Source organism: Hyphomicrobiaceae bacterium (assembly GCA_041397645.1).
Lineage (GTDB): Bacteria > Pseudomonadota > Alphaproteobacteria > Rhizobiales > Hyphomicrobiaceae > Hyphomicrobium_B.
The window spans coordinates 2,936,370-2,953,452 of the sequence record JAWKWE010000004.1 but is presented as its reverse complement, the minus strand read 5'-3'; the positions used below and the strand labels follow the sequence as shown (position 1 = coordinate 2,953,452).

Annotated in this window: 13 protein-coding genes; 5 read left to right on the top strand and 8 right to left on the bottom strand. The window is 59.5% G+C overall.

What is annotated here, in order from left to right; translation table 11 throughout:
- The first annotated feature begins 719 nt into the window (after positions 1 to 719).
- The 4 genes from R3D51_13765 to R3D51_13750 all read left to right on the top strand — a co-directional run bounded on the left by R3D51_13765 (position 720) and on the right by R3D51_13750 (position 3,936).
- Positions 720 to 917 carry a hypothetical protein gene (locus R3D51_13765; GenBank protein MEZ5900546.1) on the top strand — a complete coding sequence of 66 codons (198 nt, stop codon included), beginning with the start codon at positions 720 to 722 and terminating at the stop codon, positions 915 to 917.
- Positions 918 to 1,123: 206 nt separating this feature from the next.
- Positions 1,124 to 2,245 (top strand): endo alpha-1,4 polygalactosaminidase, encoded by a 1,122-nt coding sequence (locus tag R3D51_13760; GenBank protein ID MEZ5900545.1) that lies wholly within the window; start codon positions 1,124 to 1,126, stop codon positions 2,243 to 2,245.
- A 38-nt stretch (positions 2,246 to 2,283) separates the two neighbouring features.
- The gene (locus R3D51_13755; protein MEZ5900544.1) at positions 2,284 to 3,357 is read left to right on the top strand and encodes an endo alpha-1,4 polygalactosaminidase; all 1,074 of its coding nucleotides are present in this window, start codon (positions 2,284 to 2,286) and stop codon (positions 3,355 to 3,357) included.
- A 174-nt stretch (positions 3,358 to 3,531) separates the two neighbouring features.
- Positions 3,532 to 3,936: a hypothetical protein gene (locus R3D51_13750; protein ID MEZ5900543.1), complete on the top strand. Its 405-nt coding sequence runs from the start codon at positions 3,532 to 3,534 to the stop codon at positions 3,934 to 3,936.
- Between the two features lies 1 nt (position 3,937).
- On the opposite strand, the gene pelG is transcribed toward R3D51_13750, so the two are convergent.
- The 6 genes from pelG to R3D51_13720 form a co-directional block, all read right to left on the bottom strand.
- Positions 3,938 to 5,344 carry an exopolysaccharide Pel transporter PelG gene (gene pelG, locus R3D51_13745; GenBank protein ID MEZ5900542.1) on the bottom strand — a complete coding sequence of 469 codons (1,407 nt, stop codon included), beginning with the start codon at positions 5,342 to 5,344 and terminating at the stop codon, positions 3,938 to 3,940.
- Complete coding sequence (gene pelF, locus R3D51_13740) at positions 5,345 to 6,901, bottom strand: GT4 family glycosyltransferase PelF (protein MEZ5900541.1); 1,557 nt, start codon at positions 6,899 to 6,901, stop codon at positions 5,345 to 5,347.
- Positions 6,898 to 7,872 carry a hypothetical protein gene (locus R3D51_13735; GenBank protein MEZ5900540.1) on the bottom strand — a complete coding sequence of 325 codons (975 nt, stop codon included), beginning with the start codon at positions 7,870 to 7,872 and terminating at the stop codon, positions 6,898 to 6,900. Before R3D51_13735 ends, pelF begins: the two co-directional genes overlap by 4 nt.
- 12 nt (positions 7,873 to 7,884) lie before the next feature.
- Positions 7,885 to 8,991, bottom strand: coding sequence for a hypothetical protein (locus R3D51_13730; protein ID MEZ5900539.1), 1,107 nt, complete (start codon positions 8,989 to 8,991; stop codon positions 7,885 to 7,887).
- Positions 8,992 to 9,186: 195 nt separating this feature from the next.
- Positions 9,187 to 10,686, bottom strand: coding sequence for a hypothetical protein (locus R3D51_13725; GenBank protein ID MEZ5900538.1), 1,500 nt, complete (start codon positions 10,684 to 10,686; stop codon positions 9,187 to 9,189).
- Positions 10,676 to 13,003: a hypothetical protein gene (locus tag R3D51_13720; protein ID MEZ5900537.1), complete on the bottom strand. Its 2,328-nt coding sequence runs from the start codon at positions 13,001 to 13,003 to the stop codon at positions 10,676 to 10,678. Before R3D51_13720 ends, R3D51_13725 begins: the two co-directional genes overlap by 11 nt.
- A gap of 295 nt (positions 13,004 to 13,298) precedes the next feature.
- Between R3D51_13720 and R3D51_13715 the strand changes: the two genes are divergently transcribed.
- Positions 13,299 to 14,054 carry an arginyltransferase gene (locus R3D51_13715; protein ID MEZ5900536.1) on the top strand — a complete coding sequence of 252 codons (756 nt, stop codon included), beginning with the start codon at positions 13,299 to 13,301 and terminating at the stop codon, positions 14,052 to 14,054.
- Between the two features lie 16 nt (positions 14,055 to 14,070).
- Here R3D51_13715 and R3D51_13710 read toward each other — a convergent pair whose 3' ends face one another.
- Positions 14,071 to 14,553 carry a hypothetical protein gene (locus R3D51_13710; GenBank protein MEZ5900535.1) on the bottom strand — a complete coding sequence of 161 codons (483 nt, stop codon included), beginning with the start codon at positions 14,551 to 14,553 and terminating at the stop codon, positions 14,071 to 14,073.
- Between the two features lie 163 nt (positions 14,554 to 14,716).
- Positions 14,717 to 16,966 (bottom strand): DNA topoisomerase IV subunit A, encoded by a 2,250-nt coding sequence (parC, locus tag R3D51_13705; GenBank protein MEZ5900534.1) that lies wholly within the window; start codon positions 16,964 to 16,966, stop codon positions 14,717 to 14,719.
- Positions 16,967 to 17,083 lie beyond the last annotated feature (117 nt).

Genomic DNA, 17,083 nt, shown 5'->3' with positions numbered 1-17,083 from the left:
ACTTGGCGGATCTTTTCCGCCAAGGAGGGCACGACGCCCCTCACTGTCAACCGGGGCGAGAGAAATTTACGTCAGCTCAGATCTTGGCCATTTGACCAGCGATCCCGCAGCGCCACCTTTTAATCTGCCAATTTGGGTGGTCGCCTATCCATTTGGCCATCTCCATCTGGCCATTCATCATACACTGCTGAGGCGTGACACTGGCGCCTTCAAAGTTCAGGTAGACGTCCTTGCACTGGGACGGCTGATCTATCATGCAAACCGCAACCACAAGTTCAATCATCGGACACCCCCAGGTGTGTGAGAGGCGAGCCACTCAACTAGAGCGACCCAACTTTCCCTGAGCGTGTCCTCGGCAGTCTGCTTTTTTTGACGTTCCAATGTTCGGAACAAGTTATGTACATCAGATTAATTGCACAAGAACTTGGCGGACACATCAAGTGCCTATTTATCGTTCAGGCGCATTTGTCACAGGACTGTTGCTTAACAACCCCTGAATTTGTGCACAACTGACGCAGGAATCGATGCAAATGAACTGGCAAGGAATTTGATCTGCCGGCGGACGACCCGCTGCGCGACCCAAAGCGCGGCGGACGCGACACACTCTGCATCTGATTCGCGTCCACGGATGCAAACACTCTTGTAACAGCCCCAATTTCAGGTGCATTCAAACACGGGCTGTCAGCGGCAAATCACAGCTTCACGGGAATAGAGGGCACATGGCTTCGTCTCCGGCGTCGGCGACCGATACGCATCATACCGACTCTTCGCATCTGACAATTGGCTGGCTGGCGAAGCGATCGGCGCTTTGGCTGTTCATTATGGCCGTAGGCATTGGCGCAGCCTGTTGCCTTTATGCCTACGCCGATGAGCCCGCACGGGCCTCGGATACGCATGTGACGGCCTCGAAAAACTAAGTTCGCCCAAAGGCTAGGCAAAGCATGGAAGACTTCCCGGACGCCAGCTCACAGGCGCTCCAGGGTTAGGTTTTGCCCGCGCGCCACAGCTGCAGAGACGGCGATCTCTAGTCCCTCGCTGAGCCTTAGTTTCGCTGCGCGCCTCTGAGACATCCTACGGCGATCTTTAATGCCTCGAGGCCAAACTCGCAGGCGCTGTCATCACCGTGAATTGGCACACCTCAATGTGCGCGTGCAGGTTCGGTTTCATCATTGCCGTCGCCACTCTGGCAGGAGCTTCTCTCCCGGCCAGCGCCTTCGCGCGTGATGCCGGCGGCCCGACGCACACGGCGGCCCGGGCGGAAACCGGCGGCGGCGTCACTGAGGCGGTCCCTACCCCCGCTCCAGCCGTTCGCCCGCCCAACCCAGCCCATACCTCGCCTACTCCCCAGGGCGATCCGACCCGGTCAGCCAGAGCCGCTCGACTGGATGTGGTGAAAAGCTGGGGCATCCAGCTCCAGGAACTCGACCCGGCCGCAGCGCGTAGCGCACCCTTCGACATGCTGGTCACTGATGCGACTTCCGGCGCCAAGGGCGGCCGTGCCCTGACCCCTCGCGAGATTAACCAGCTCAAGGTCAAACCCGACGGCAGTCCCAGGCTATTGATCTCCTATCTATCGATCGGAGAGGCTGAGGATTACCGGCCCGATTACTTCACTCCTGAGTATATGACCGAGGACGCACCCGATTGGCTGCTGTCGGAAAACGAGCGCTGGAAGGGCAACCGGCGGATCCGCTTTTGCGAGGAAGGCTGGCAACGCACGATTCTTGGCGATGACGACGGCCGCAGTGTCTACAACAGCATCGAACCATCGCCACTTTACCGCCTGATCGAGGAAGGCTTTGACGGTGTCTACCTCGACCGCGTGGACGTCTACTCGGAAGTCGAAGATCAATGCCCTGACGCCGCCAGGCGGATGGTCGCGTTTGTCGCGCGTCTGGCCGCACATGCGCGCAAGAAGAACCCAAATTTCATCGTCATCCTTCAGAACGCCGAAGAGCTGCTTGCGCGCAAGGAAATGGTAAACGTCATAGACGCGGTCGCCAAAGAGGATCTGTTCTACGGCGCGGACCACACGGAGCGGGCCAACGCCCCCGCAATGGTGAATGAGACCTTGGAGAACCTTAAGCTGGCCCGCGACGCAGGCCGACCCGTGTTCGTGCTCGACTATCTCAAGGACCCCGCCAAGCGGGCCGCCGACAAAGCCAAGATTGAAGCGCAGGGCTTTATCCCCTATTTCGGACCCAGACCTCTTGATGTTTTGTGGTTCGCCCATGCGAGCCACTGACGGCGCGTATTTGCGCCATCAGCCGATCGGGCCGACGTTTGAAACGATCACTATCAATTCTGCTGCCTATTTTCCTGACCACCGGCGGAACGGTTGCCGGTGTCACCATGATGGCCGCCATGTTGTTCGTCGGCCCATCGGTTGAGGCTGAAGCCGTCAAAAACTCAAGCACGGCTCGCGAAAGAATCAATTCGCGGCGCGCCGAACTCGCGACGGTCCACACATGGGCGGTCCAATTCCGGCATTTGGATGCTGCCCAGATTCAAGGCTCGCAGTTCGACATGATCGTCGTGGATCATGCGCCCCATCCCGATCAATCGACAGAAACGCCTTTCAGCCGAAAACAGGTGGAGGCGCTCAAGCATAAGGCCGATGGCGGCAGACGTCTGGTTATCGCCTACTTGTCGATCGGAGAAGCCGAAAGCTATCGTTATTACTGGAAGCCGGAGTGGCAATCGTCGGAGACGCGTCCCTCTTGGCTTGGCGCTGAAAATCCCGAGTGGCCGGGCAATTATCTGGTGACCTTCACCGATCCGGAGTGGCAATCGATTATTTTCGGCACCCCCAACAGTTATCTCGATCACATCATGGCGGCAGGGTTCGACGGCGTTTATCTCGACCGCGCCGACGCTTTTCAGGATGAAGGTCACGACACCGCGGAAACCGAAGACGCCATGGTGAGCTACCTGCTGCGTCTGGCCGATCACGCTCACCGCAAGGATCCGGGCTTTCTAGTGATCATGCAGAACGCGGAGGAGCTTGTGCGCTTTGCCGCCTTGCGCGAACGTCTCGATGGCTTGGCGAAAGAAGATCTGCTCTACGGCGGACAGAACAACTCCGCCGAACCCAACTCCCCCGAAATGGTACGTGACAGTCTGGCCTATCTGCGTAAGGCCCGCCGAGCAGGCTTGAGCATTTTTCTGCTCTCCTACGTCAACGAGGCGGCGAAGGTCGAACACGTGCAAAAGGTCGCCAGACGTGAGGGCTTTCGTCTGTATCTCGCAGAGCGTCTCCTCGATCGGTTGAACCTGGGCGGCGGCGCAACCCCGCCCACCTCAAGCGACAATCAGCCTGAGACGCCCGAACCCGCCGACAACGACCCTTCCCCCTGACCTCCGGACGAACTCTGCCAAGGGGTGCAAGGCGTCGCTCCGCTAAAAGGCCAAGTCTGCCTAGGCTGCCGACGAGCTTCTTCGTGGTTTGCCTCAGTTTTCAGAGACCGCAAAGCACTTTAAGGTTGCTCCGTGGCCTGCTTCACCTGGCGAAGCTCGCGTAGGAGAACCGAAATGGAAACAGTCTGGGCTGTGGTCGTGCTCGTGCTTGTCGCCGCACTCGTTTATGGCGCCTATTCGTTGGGGCGAGCTTCGGCGTTCGCGGAAATGCGCCGGATGGGACTGGACACCGGTCAACCCACACCGATTAGCGATGCGCCCGTTCCTTCGACGCGCACCAACCTTCCACGCACCGCGCAAGCCCCGCCTGTTTTCGCCGGAGGCGATGGACCTTCGTCGGCTGCATCCGCCTCGTCTAGGCGAAGCGCTGCGCCGCCACCAGCTGCGGCCTCAGGTCCATCCTCGTCAGGACAGTCTGGATCGTCTCACGCGCAAACGCCGCGACGCACAGCAGCGCCACCGCCCGCCGCCGCAGCGTGGTCGACGCCCAAATCAGGATCAAACAGCGACGACTCCTGACTTAACGGCGTACCGCGCCTTTGATCGACGGATTGTTGCCGATGAACGTGAGGTAGTTGAGCCTTGCGAGGGTGCGGTCGGCGACGACAAGTGCCACTGCCGCCGCGATGAACGCAGCCAGGAAATATCCGGCGCCGTAGTACTCCTCACCCCAGGATGCTGTCAGCATTGCCAGCCCACCGTTCAAGACGAGAAACAATCCCTGCAACGCGCAATAAATCCGCCGTCGGTCGAAGAACACGACAATGGACGTCGCCGCAATGAATATGAACAGGAACACCGACCCCAGTGCCCCAAATCGCAATATTGCGATCTGACGGAACTGCAGATTTAGCACTTCCACGATCGCCGGCGCTGAAAGAGCCAGAACAGCACCCAGCGCAAATTGCGACACCGCAATCAACGTCAAGCTCTCAAACGAAAAGCCTTCCAGCTTCTGCCTTTGAGCTTCGATCTGCTCAATGGTTCCGTGGTCCTGCACGGCACCGAAGTAGGCCTGGTAGCGTTCGAAAAATTCCGTTTCGAGTTTCATGACAAATTGCGCAAGCGCGGGAATGATGACCAGTGAAGCGATAAACATCGCGCTGTCATAGAGCGGCGCGTGAATGAGCCCGCCATCGACCGTCTGCCCTTCAGCCGAGAACCAGAAGACCCACTTGTCGATCCATATTGCCGCTGTGCCCAACAGAGCACCAAGCGCGAGAAAGCGGTATTCGACATGTCCCGCCGCCAGCTCTTTCAACGCTGGAACAAGCGTCGTCGTTGGCGCGGGGAAAGTCGAAAGAACCCTTAAGGTGAGGCCGAGGAAGGTAAGCGCAAGCCCCGCAGAGAAACCCCACACCATGCCTTCAGCACCCAATCCCATCAGCGCGCTCGCAGTGGCGCAAGCGACCGACACGAACAACCCCGCAAGAAAGGAATACGTGATCGCGCGATAATCGCGCACCGCCCCACAGAACGCCAACGCAACCCAGATCAGCGCGACGATAGACGCGGCCGAATAAAGCGCGACGCCCAACCGCACCGGCACGTGAAAATAGAGAGTGAGCGCCAACACACCAGGCGCAACCACGCAGAGCGCGGCAAGGAAACTTGCCAGCATCAGCGGGGGAACTCCATCTGTGTCCCGGCGCCATAGCCTGTCTGCAAGCAGTCGCGTTGCCACAATGGTAATCGGCGCAGTCAATACGAGCGACGTCGCGAAGGCGTAGATGATGACGGCGCGGAACGTGGCGAGCGGTCCATGTCCGGCTATCGCCTCGGTAAAGCCGGTGATCGTTGCGAGACTCACGATTGTAAACAGCCATGGACCGGCGGCGATTACCGCAGCATGGCCGGAAGCTTTCACGACGGCTGAGAGCGACTCCTGATTTCTCAGCGCACGCAAAGCAAAGCCGATGCCTGCCATCTATGCCGCCCCCTGATCTTGGATGAGGCCGACCCGCGTCGATGGAGCCTCCGTCAACCGACCGTAGAGCTCCGCATACGCGCCCGCAGCACGCTGCGAGGTGTAATAAGTTGAGACCCGCGCCTTAAGCGCCTCTCCGCAACGCCGCCTCAGCGTCTCATCTGCGAGTAACGCAAAGGCAGCGTCCGCAATTTCGTCGGCGGCGGCAAGATGGGTGATCCTTCCGCCAGCGCCGAGATGGGGGGTTTCGCCAGCGGGACCTTCGATGATCTCACGGCACGAGCCGACATCGGTGGCAATGAAGGGGATTCCAGCAGCGCCCGCTTCAAGGATCACTAGGGGCTGGCTTTCACTCAGGCTCGTCAAAGCCATGACGTGGATCTTGTCGAGATAGTCGACGATGTTGACGGGTCCCGTGAACTCGACGGTCTTAGCCAACCCGTGCGCTTCGACGAGCGCCTTGCACTCGGTGTAGTAGCCCGCATCCTCCTCGGTTGGTCCGACGATCCAGGCGCGCAAATTCGGCACGCGCGGCGCAAGCAGATGAGCTGCCTCGATAAAGGTTTTCACATCCTTGATCGGCACAACACGCCCAATGAGTGCAATGGTCGGGGGCACGTCGGGTCCGGCGACAGCCAGATGCGAAAACCGCTTGACGTCGATGCCGTTGGCGATGACCGCTAGCTGCTCCTCGCGGGCCCCCAGATTGCGTTGTGGTCCCTGATTGTCGCGATAGAGCGTTACGACATCACTCGCTGCCTCATAGCAGGTACGCGCGTACGCTTCGAACGCCCTCACCCACATATCGCGCAAATCGAAACGCGGATCGTCCAATGCGTGGCCCTTGTCGATGGTGTCGGCGACCCAATCAGCCATCAACAGTTCGATACGACGCTCATTGGTATAGATGCCATGCTCGGTCAAAATCGATGGGCGGCCCGTCTCAAGGCTGGCACGCGCCGCCAACATGCCCGCATAACCGGTCGAAATTGTGTGATAGACTTTCGCTTTCGGCAGCGGGTGTTTGAGAACAGCGAAGAGGCCGCTTAGCAATGCGCGCCAAGCCCAGAAATAATCCAGAAACGAGCCGTTTGGCATTTCGCGCCGGTACATGTCCTGGACGATCGACCAAGCAGCGGGCGAGTTGAAAAGCTCTTCAAGCGCCGCGCCGCGGCCGATGGAACCCAACTGACGCATGACGATCGACAGCTGCTCGCGTCCTCCCTGCGTCATCAGCCCGGTGAGGGCCTCCCCCAAAGCTGATACGGCCGCGGGCGACATGCTGCGCCGACGGGGCGGTGCGCCGAACTGCTGGATAAAGAGAGAGTCGAAACTCACGACGTTGTCGGGGGCATCGTAGCGCGACTTGAGGCCCATCGGCTTGGGCCAAAGCGATACGATCGAAAACGTAGTTCTAGGCTGCGAGCGGATCAGCCAGTCAACCCAGGATGAGACGCCGCCTGGCACGTAAGGGTAACAGCCCTCCACGATAAGGCATACGTCGCTCTGGGCAGCGCGTTGGCCGATTTGATCGACGGGCCTCTTGCGATCGCTCATGTCGCGGCCGCCTCCATTGCCCCGCGTCTTCGCACGCGACGAAGCCCGCCAGCCGACGCCCGCGCGACACGGCGCAGAACTCTCAGCTCCTTGAAACGCGCCTCATCGATGAAAAAAGTTTCCATCGCAAGCAGCGCGTCCTTGTCCGCCAGGCGAGTGACGAGCGAGACATCGCGTCCACGTATCAGGACGGCGTTGAGCAATGTGCGTATGTGATGGCGGCAACGAGCCTGCAGTTGCAGCGTCACCAGCGGACAAGTGCTCAGTCCGTTGAGTTCGCCTGCATCGTGGAGCGTCTTTTGCAAGGAATGCGCTGAAGACGTGCACAGCGCCTCTACCTTCACTTTAAGATCTTCTCGCACGCGCGCAACGACGGCAGCCGCCTGAACACGCACCACGGGCTCGCTACTCCGCAACGCGGCATCGAGTACAGTTGTGTAATCGGGATGAAAGTGCCGCGCGACAAGTCCCAGCGCGCGCTGCCGCTCATCCAGCGTTCCTTGCGTGATGACCTTCAAAAAGTCGCCCGGCGCACTGGCGTCGAGGCGTTGAACCCGCCCCGATACGATCCGATCGTAAAGCTGGGTGACATGCGATGGGCGTCCTGCGCGCGCGAGGCGCTCATACCAGGCCCCACGCACATCTTGCGTGCTTGCGACGTTACCCGCGAACGGAAGCGCGGCCAGCGTCGCCATTGCGCCCGCTGGGCCCGCAACAGCGACAAGGAAAAGTAGCACGATGGCAAGCGAGCGATCTTCCTCGCTCCGTCGTCGCGAGAGCAATACAAAGCCGACGCCGGCAACGATCACCGCATGCACCAGAAGGACGACACTAAAGGCAACGTCGGCGGAGAACGCCAACAGGACTACAATTGCCTCGCCTGCGAGCGCCAAAGCGGCCGCTAACGCCTCCTGACCGCCTGGGGCTCGTGGATGCTGCAGTTCACGCTTCTGCGCAACAGCGCGTTCCATAGTTTGTATAGCTCACGTCTTGGCGCGCGGACGCGGGGCACCACGGCTGTCTTCGTCCTGCTCGACCTTCCACGGGAACTGACGCCAGCCTTTTGTCAAGCGCAGCGAAGCGCTTTCGCGTTCGGTATTGTCGACGACGACACGCGGCTCACCTAGCATTGGCGCCAGCATGCGCGCGACTATCGTCAGCCGATCTTTCAATCCCGCAGACAGAACCGCTCCATCCGCAGCATCGAGCTTGAGCACTCCAAGCACTCGTCCGCTCTCACCACCACCCGCAACTGTAGCATTGGGCGGGAGTTGGATCACAGGCACCACGGCAAGTGCTTCGCCGGCAAGCACCGCTTCGCCGGCGGCGTCGAGAACGCTCAATGCTCTGCGCTCGCCGATTGCAGCCTTGAAAAGGCCGTGCGTCATCTCAATCCGGTGCGCCTTGGTCGCGTCCGTGGCAACCAGCGGTTCCAGTCCCGATGCGTTGAGGGCATAAAGGCTGAGCGCAGCGCCTGGAAAAGCCGCTTCACACAAGGACCGGAATGCATGCGGCAGATCGCATGACGGTGCTGACAACGCCGCGATGGCATCCAGAACGCCGGCACCTTCCGCAACCGGACGCGATGTAACCTGACGCTCAAGTTGGCGGCAGCGACGTTCCAGATTGCGCGCATAGATAGCAAGCGCTTCCGCCTCCCGCGTGCTTTGATCCAACCGGGTCGTCAATTGTTCCTTCACTTCGATCTGGCGAAGCCGGAACTGCCCTAAGATCAAGGCAACCGCAATCCATAGGATCGGAAGCGCCCACACGCGCAGCAGGTACGAGAAATGATTTTCGTCGATGAGCTGCTCGGGCAGACCGTGCATCACAAATGCGAAGGTCGCCGCACCCGCAGCCATCAATCCAGCCACTGTCCCGTATTGCAAAGACAGAAGAAGCACAGGCAGCCAGTAGGGAGAAGGCTCCAGGCTCAGGACATCGAGACCGGGAATAATCTGATCCGCAAAGTGAATCGCTCCGATCAAGATGGCCAATTCGGCGAATGCGCCCACGGGCGGGAGAACCGATAGCCAGACCGCACTTTGCGGCGTGCGCCAATCCCGCAAAATCTGCCGTAAGGTGCCCAATTGATGACTTCCCGATCAAGATTGCGCGCAAGGTAAATGCGCCCCAGGCCCCCAAGCGCCAGATGACGCCACGCCGCACGCTGATTTTTACAGTGTCCGGACTTCTCCGGCAACGCCGGACGATCTCCATTTGGCCGAGTGGTGAATTCTGGTCACGGAGCCTTCGCGGGGTTGCGCATCTGCACTACTGTAAGCTTACTGAGCTGGAGGACGCACTTTACCTTTGGCACTCTGAGCGCGCTCTCGAACGGCTTTCTGTTTCAATTTGAGGGAATTCAATTTCTTAGCCCTCTGCAGAACCTTGTCGGTCTTCTTCAAGACCTTTGTGGTGCTCTGAGCCTGAGTGCGCGTGGCTCCATGGTGACGCGGCGGACTCGGACGCGGCATGGGGAAGCCGAGTTTGGCTGATAGCTTTTGGGCATCATCGGACATATGCGATGATAGAGAGCGCCTCCACACTGCGAGCATGTCGCGTGGCGCGGCATGCGCTGCTTCGACGCGCGCTTCAGATCCACTCTGACCACTCGCGCGGCTATCCGATTTGGTCTGCGCAGACCCTGCATCCGACGAGGTGGGTTCGCGTGGTTGTTGCGGCTGCGCGAGATGAACGTGAGCAGTCTCACGAACCTCCTCCGCTTCCTGCCGCATGGCAACTTTCTCCAGACCTCGTGCCAGGGTCTCGGCCAATTTCGGATCGAGATTGGCAAGTCCGAACTTGCGCGCACCACGCAGCGCCGTGCGCGGATCTCCGCCATCAAGTGCGGTGCCGATAAAGCGGCGCGCAACATCTAGATCTTCCATCTGCGCCGCATCGAGCCAGCCCCGCAGATAAAGTATGGCGGCCTGCTGCTGCGATTTCTCCAAAAGCCGCTCGGCAACTGTCAGAGATACGCTGTCGCCCGCCTCACCGGCGTTCTTTGCAAGATCCAACGCGCTGTCGGGGAACTTCGAGCGCGCAAGTACATCGACGAGGCCGACTGCAAGCGCAGTATCCTTGCCCGCCTTAATCCAACGCACCGCACGGCGCACCGCTTCGTTTGGCAGACCTTGACGCAAGAGCAGATCAACAAGAAGAAAACGCTCTTCCGTCGTCGTAAGCCGCTTCACGTCGTCGATAGAACGCAAAGTAGCGCTCGCCTGCACGGTGTCTCCCGTAGCGGCAAGCAGAACCGCAAGGCGCGCCAAATCGTCCGGCCTGCGATATCCGCGCTGTCGGCAGAATTGCAACCCGGCAAGCTCGTCATCGTTATGACCATCGAGCCGGAGGAGCGCCACGTATTCACGGCACGCACTCTCCTTGTAACGTGTCTCAATCTGCGCCTTCAAAGCGTCCAGGCGAGCTTTTCCATCGCCCACAGCTTGGTAGAAATTGACCAGGCGTTCGCGCAGTGCCGGATCATAAGGCCGCTCGGAGACCATTTCCTCCAGGATTGTGCGCGCCTTGGTGGCATCGCCCTGATACTCGTAAAGACCAAGCATCTGGTGCAACGTGCGATAACGCCGGTCTCCATTGGCGTATCCCTGCTCCAGAATTGCGAGTGCATCGCGCGAATGTCCGTCGCGCTCCAGCATGGCAATCAGCTCGCTGTCGCCAGGCAACATCATCCAGCCCGCACCAAGCGCCACGGCAAAGACCATGGACATCACGGCATGGTAGGGCTTGATGAATGCCCCTCTATGGACGTCAGCCACCATGGCATTTGATTCCGACGGCGACTGGTTGCAACGCACCGGTTGCAAGCTTGAAGGACAAGCGACCTTGCGCATCGGCTGAAACAGTCTGCCGTTCGACTGCGCCGCCATTACGCCGCGCCTGTATTTCGTAGCTTTGCGACGGCAAGGCCTGCCAGATCATCTCGCCGGGACCAAATCCGTGAGCCTTGGCCGTGACTTCGCATGGAGCGACTCGGATCAATCCCTCGACTTGCCAGCGACTTTCGATCAGATAGATCGGATTGGCGTCGTCTCCGCCAGATGGCACTGACCTTGCCGCCTGGGTCCTGAGTACATCGGGAGCAACTGGCGCAAGCGGGCGAAGTACGATCGTCACGTCGCGCTCTGCAGGATCGGTTGCGATATATAGCGCACCATTGTGCCGGTTTAGCCCCATCACGCCGTGGCTGCGCAGCCAATCGATATCAAACCCCTCCGCCTCATCGAAGCGGAAGGTCTGCATGTTACCTCGATTGGCAATCGACCACGTAGTGGCATCGAGTTGAGATATTTGCGCGGCGAAGAAATCGTCGGCGATGCCAGCGTACTCGGATGCCTTGACGGGAATGACCGCCGCCGCGCGCGCCAAATCGAGAAGATGCTTTAGAGCACTGAGTGAGGCGGCCTTCTCGCCTGAGTACATATGGTAATAAAGGTTGAAGGGTTTCAGCCGACGCGGCGCGTCGGTGTTGGCAAGTGTCTCCTCCAGCAATAACTGGCCGAAGTACGGGCCATGCCAGTTGTTCGTGTAAGTGTTCTCATTGCTATTTGCTGCATAGATTTGCCGCTGAGAACCCACAGGCCGCGCAATGGGCGGAACATAAAACACCGAAGGATATTCCGCATCGAGGCGCGTATCGCCACCGTTCATGTTGCGAACACCCGCTTCGCGTGTTTCGAGGACCGCCTCTTCAAACGGTTCTGTGTCGCCGCTCCAAAGCAGGATCGCAGCCTTCTTGCCTTTCGGTGCGAAACTCTCGGATACCTTGAGCGCCTCCTGCGTCTCCAACTTCACATTGAAGGGCTCTTTCAGATACTCGCGAGGCAAATCAGCCGAGCCTGCGATATAGCGCGACCGCGTATCCACGCTCTCCGATTTGCCAGCCACTCGGTAGAGAAAGCCGCGCATACGATCCAACAACGTCGGCGAGGGATGGGTCGCGCTGTCGACCATTTCCAACTCCTTCGCCCGGTCATAGTGCTCATAGAAGCTCCAGACGAATGGATGCGTGTAGGTGTGGCTTGCCACTTCGACCTGTTCAAGGGCATAAAGGCGCGTCGCGCTTTCTCCTGCTTGCTGCATGCCTCCCAACTCGGGGACCGTATCGCCTGCAATCAACCCTACCGACACAGGTAGGTCGGGATAAGGCTCAATGATTGCCTGCCTGATTACGTCGGCGGCGATAGTCTGCGTCTCGCGGTAGCCCTCAATTTCGGAGATATTGTTCCAGCCATCGCCGTCGATGTGGCTGAAGTACATCCGCCGCCCGTCTAGCGTGGTTACATCGGGTACGGGAAAGCGCTCATCACCCAATGCCTGCCTGAAGAAGGCGAACGGATTAAGGATCCAGCGCGCGCGGTCTGCCGCATCGTCAAAGAAGATGGCGTAACCGTCAGCCACGAATCCGCCTCCCGGGCTCGTCGTTACGACGGCGGAGGATGCGCTTCCCATCTCGGGCGGAAGGTCCAATGCGAGATGGACCTTCGTGGCCATCGAGGCTGATGTAACGACAGGAAATGGTGGCAGAGCCTTGTCGAGCGGACGCTCGAATCCTATCATCGCGTTATCCACCGAGACCGGCTTGCGCTCGCTCGTGACACCAACGAACTGGTCGGTCATGTTGACGCCGATGCGCTGGTAGATCTTTTGAGCTATCGGATCGAGAGCAGATTTCCCAGTCGGCGCCACATCGCCGAAAACGATGAGGCGTAGACCTTGTGCGCTGGCCTGGTCCAACCATGCTAGGTAGGAGGAGCTGTCTGCCAGCGGCTCAACCAGCCATGACACGACGCCGCGATAATGCTCCAAGGACGCGATGGGCGGCAGCGGTTTATTAACATCCTGATAGGTGAGCTTGTAACCAAGCCAATTGAGCGGCATTTCCGCGAGCCGATGCACGCGGGATACAGTTGGAGTTTCTTCAAACCGGCTATCGTAAAATGCGATCAGATCCCGGCGAACCTCCCGACTCTTGAACTCGACCTCTACGCCGAACGCGGCAGACGCCCAGGCGAAAATCGCCACCGCCAGCAATAGCAGGCCCGTTAGGCTCGCCTGGATGTTTTTCGCAAAGATCAAGGTCTTTCAACTCGCCCGCGTGGCGCGCCTGCTGGAAAGGCGGCTTAGGTTGCCTGCAAAACTGAGCACAAAGTTCAGGGCTTTGCTATGCCTCAAGATGCCGGCTCAGGGAATTCCATTAGCCGATTAGCTCTAATATGAACCCAACGGTAACCTATGAGCATCCAATAGAGTGGACCATGCACTGTGTGACATGGCGAGCATCTTGATTACCCCTTCCCGCTGACGATATCATGGTCTGATTGGCGTGCCGCCGCTTAACGGTCGGACGCAGCCGGCGCGGGACACCTTACGGATGACGGAACAGCAAAAGAAGTTTCCTGAATTCTACGTCACCGCACCGCAGCCATGTCCCTATCTTTCAGGACGGCTGGAACGCAAGCTTTTCACCCACCTGACCCATGACAAGCCGCCGGAGCTGATCGACAGGCTCCTGACGACCGGCTTTCGTCGCAGCCAGAACATAGCTTACGTGCCGTACTGCGAGGGCTGCCAGGCTTGCGTCTCCGTTCGCGTGCTGGTCGATGAGTTCGAGCCGAACCGAACCATGCGACGGATTCGATCCAGGAATCGCAGGCTCGTCGCGCGCCGCGTGCCGCCGCAGCCGACATCCGAGCAATATAGGCTGTTTCGCACCTACATCGACGCCCGCCATAACGACGGAGGCATGGCGGACATGAGTATGCTCGATTACCGAATGATGATCGAGGACAGCGTCGTCGACACGTTCCTCACCGAGTATCGCGAAAAGCCCGATGGCGCGGACGATCTCGATATCGACAATTGGCCATTGAAGGCGGCGGCGCTGTGCGACCGTCTCTCCGACGGCATCTCGATGGTCTACAGCTATTACGATCCCAGCGATGCCTCGCTCAGTCTGGGCACGTATATGATCCTTGAACACGCAGCTTTCACGCGGCGGCTGGGCTTGCCCTATCTTTATCTCGGCTATTGGATCGAGGGTTCCGACAAGATGGGCTACAAGTCGCGCTTCATGCCTCAGGAACGTCTTGGTCCGGAGCAATGGGAACGTGTGGACGAAGCGGATTGAGCCGTACGCTTGCGGGCTACTTCTTCAGTTCCGTATTGATCTTATCGAACATGTAGCCCCACTTGGCGGTCTGCGTCGCCACCAGAACCGTCATTCGTGCTCGCAATTCCAGCATTAGCGCGCAGTCGGGATTCTTCGAACTCGCGCCTTCCTCACCCATACTTGAAATAGCACCCAGCAACTCGTCGGTGCGCTGATCGAAATCGGCAATCTTGTCGTCACGCACGAAGGGCGCGGCTTCACGCATGAATTGGTCGTGCGTCCAACCGCGCTTTTCCTTCAGCTCACGCAGCTTTTCCTGGAAGGCCGGTTTATTCTTGGTATTTAGCTCGCGCAGCGAATTGGCGGCTTCCTCAACGACGGCCTCAAAGTCGGCCTTGCCGCAAGGCCGGTCCTCACCCCAGGCGACAACCGGCGAGAATACCAGAGCGGCGCACAGCGCGCTGACACGCCTGCCCCGCCCGATTCCTATCCGCCCTCGGTCCTGTCGTCTCCCCATAGGGCAAAGTCGTACCGGGCGGTGCCGTGCCCGGCAAGCGCCCAGAAGATCTACCCCCCGCAAAAGTCGCAATTGCGCCCATGGGGCATCCGCTCCACCGGGCTGGGAAGTGCTTGCCGCAGCCACATGCGGAGGGCCCATTCGATCTGGGCGCTTGTTCCGACTAGAACGCCGACCCGAACTTGTTAGATCGCGGGAAGCCCTTGGGCGCCATGCGGCCCGCCTGCGCGCGCTCACCAACCCACTCCTTAAGCTCGCTCCATGACAGAGAGAACTCCCTTCCCGCACTGTCGAGCCAGGTGAGTCCGTCAGACTTTTTGAAGCACCGCACATCAGAAAGCGCGCCGTCCTTAAAGCGCTGGAGGATCACGCCCTTGCCGCGCGACATCTCGTTAACCTCGTCGAGCTTGAACACAAGCATCTTACGGTTCTCGCCGATGGTCGCGATGCAGTCGCCTTCAACCGGGACGCAGACGGCTGCCTCCTCGGGTTCCGATACATTAAGTATCTGCTTGCCCTTGCGTGTAGACGCGACGACTTCTTCCTCCGGCACGATGAAGCCGTAGCCACCCGAGGATGCAACGAGAAGCTTGCGTGAGGGATCGTGCGCGAAGATCTCGATGAAGTCGTGGTTCTCCTCCAGATCCACCATCAGGCGCACCGGTTCGCCATGACCGCGCCCGCCCGGCAGCTGGCCTGCCTCAAGAGTGAAGAAGCGCCCGTTGGTAGCAAACAGAATGAGCTTATCCGTGGTGTAAGCCTGAAGCGCCGTCTTGAGTTCATCGCCCTGCTTGAAGTCGAGCTTGGAGATGTCGTCCTGATGCCCCTTCAGCGCGCGGATCCAGCCCTTCTCCGACAAGATCACGGTGATCGGTTCTTTTTCGACCAGCGCCGCATCGAGATCGACGTCCATTTCCGGCATGTCCGCGAACGTGGTGCGGCGACGGCCGATGGCTGTCTTTTTGGAATAGCGCTCGCGCGTCGCTTTGATTTCCTCCGAGACGCGATCCCATTGCAGCTCGTCCGACTTCAACAGCTGCTTGATCTCGCGCCGCTCTTTGGAAAGTTTGTCGTGCTCGGCTTTGATCTCGATCTCTTCGAGCTTCGACAACGACCGCAGACGCAGATTGAGGATTGCGTCCGCCTGAACTTCCGACAGCTTGAATTTGGAGATCAACCTGGCCTTCGGGTCGTCCTCGTGGCGAACGATCCGGATGACCTCGTCGATATTGAGGTAGGCAATTAAATAGCCGTCGAGCACTTCGAGACGATGCTCGATCTTTTTCAGGCGATACTGCGAACGGCGAACCAGAACCTCGATGCGATGCTCAAGCCATTGCGACAGCACCTCACGCAGCGACAGCACGTTCGGGATCTGGCCACCCGACAGCACGTTCATGTTCAGCCCTAAGCGGACTTCGAGTTCCGTCACGCGGAACAAACTCTCCATGAGCAGCGCTGGATCGACCGTCCGGCTCTTGGGCTCAAGAACGAGGCGCACCTCTTCCGCACTTTCATCACGCACGTCTCCGAGCAGCGGCAGTTTCTTATCCGACATCAGCTCGGCGATCTTCTCGATCAGCTTCGACTTCTGAACCTGATACGGAATCTCGGTCACGACGATCTGATAGCCGCCGCGGCTCGTCTCCTCCTTGACCCACTTTGCGCGCAGGCGGAAACCGCCGCGACCCGTCTTGTAGGCTTCGAGGATGGACTCGCGCGGCTCGACAATGACGCCACCGGTCGGGAAGTCTGGGCCGGGAATAATCTCGACGAGCTTTTCGATTGTCGCATTGGGATGCTTGATGAGATGCAGCAAGGCCGCGCATAATTCGTCCGCGTTGTGCGGCGGTATATTGGTCGCCATGCCGACAGCAATGCCGGTAGAGCCGTTGGCAAGCAGGTTCGGAAAAGCTGCGGGCAGAACGACCGGCTCCTGCACGCGCCCGTCGTAGTTGGGGCGGAAGTCAACGGTCTCTTCGTCAATGCCCTCCAGGATGTCGGCAGCGACGTCCGTCATACGCGCTTCGGTGTAGCGTTCGGCGGCGGGGTTGTCGCCGTCGATGTTACCGAAGTTGCCCTGGCCGTCGACCAGCGGATAACGCACGGCAAAATCCTGCGCGAGTCGGGCGAGCGCGTCGTAGATCGCCTGGTTGCCGTGGGGATGGAAGTCGCCCATCACATCGCCAACGATTTTGGCGCACTTCAAGTAGCTGCCGGCCGGATCGAGACGAAGCTCGCGCATCGCATACAGGATGCGCCGATGCACGGGCTTCAAGCCGTCGCGCACATCGGGCAGCGCGCGATGCATGATGGTGGACAAGGCGTAGGCGAGATAGCGCTCTTCAAGCGCGCTCTTGAGATCGACGCCTTCAATGGGGCCGGGGCCCGGCAGAATCGGTTTTTGGCTCATGGCAACGGCGTTTACCCTGTGCCCGGCCGCCGCTCAAGTTCCGCCTTGCCGCTCCCACACGAACTTTGGGGCACTGAAAGGCGCAAGATGCGCGAAGATGCCGCCCGTTGCCGTTCC

What these genes read in the sequence shown, in the direction of transcription:
- R3D51_13765 (MEZ5900546.1), top strand. Translation starts at nt 720, where the DNA reads ATGGCTTCGTCTCCGGCGTCGGCGACCGATACGCATCATACCGACTCT.
- R3D51_13750 (MEZ5900543.1), top strand. Translation starts at nt 3,532, where the DNA reads ATGGAAACAGTCTGGGCTGTGGTCGTGCTCGTGCTTGTCGCCGCACTC.
- pelG (MEZ5900542.1), bottom strand. Translation starts at nt 5,344, where the DNA reads ATGGCAGGCATCGGCTTTGCTTTGCGTGCGCTGAGAAATCAGGAGTCG.
- pelF (MEZ5900541.1), bottom strand. Translation starts at nt 6,901, where the DNA reads ATGAGCGATCGCAAGAGGCCCGTCGATCAAATCGGCCAACGCGCTGCC.
- R3D51_13735 (MEZ5900540.1), bottom strand. Translation starts at nt 7,872, where the DNA reads ATGGAACGCGCTGTTGCGCAGAAGCGTGAACTGCAGCATCCACGAGCC.
- R3D51_13725 (MEZ5900538.1), bottom strand. Translation starts at nt 10,686, where the DNA reads ATGGTGGCTGACGTCCATAGAGGGGCATTCATCAAGCCCTACCATGCC.
- R3D51_13715 (MEZ5900536.1), top strand. Translation starts at nt 13,299, where the DNA reads ATGACGGAACAGCAAAAGAAGTTTCCTGAATTCTACGTCACCGCACCG.
- R3D51_13710 (MEZ5900535.1), bottom strand. Translation starts at nt 14,553, where the DNA reads ATGGGGAGACGACAGGACCGAGGGCGGATAGGAATCGGGCGGGGCAGG.
- parC (MEZ5900534.1), bottom strand. Translation starts at nt 16,966, where the DNA reads ATGAGCCAAAAACCGATTCTGCCGGGCCCCGGCCCCATTGAAGGCGTC.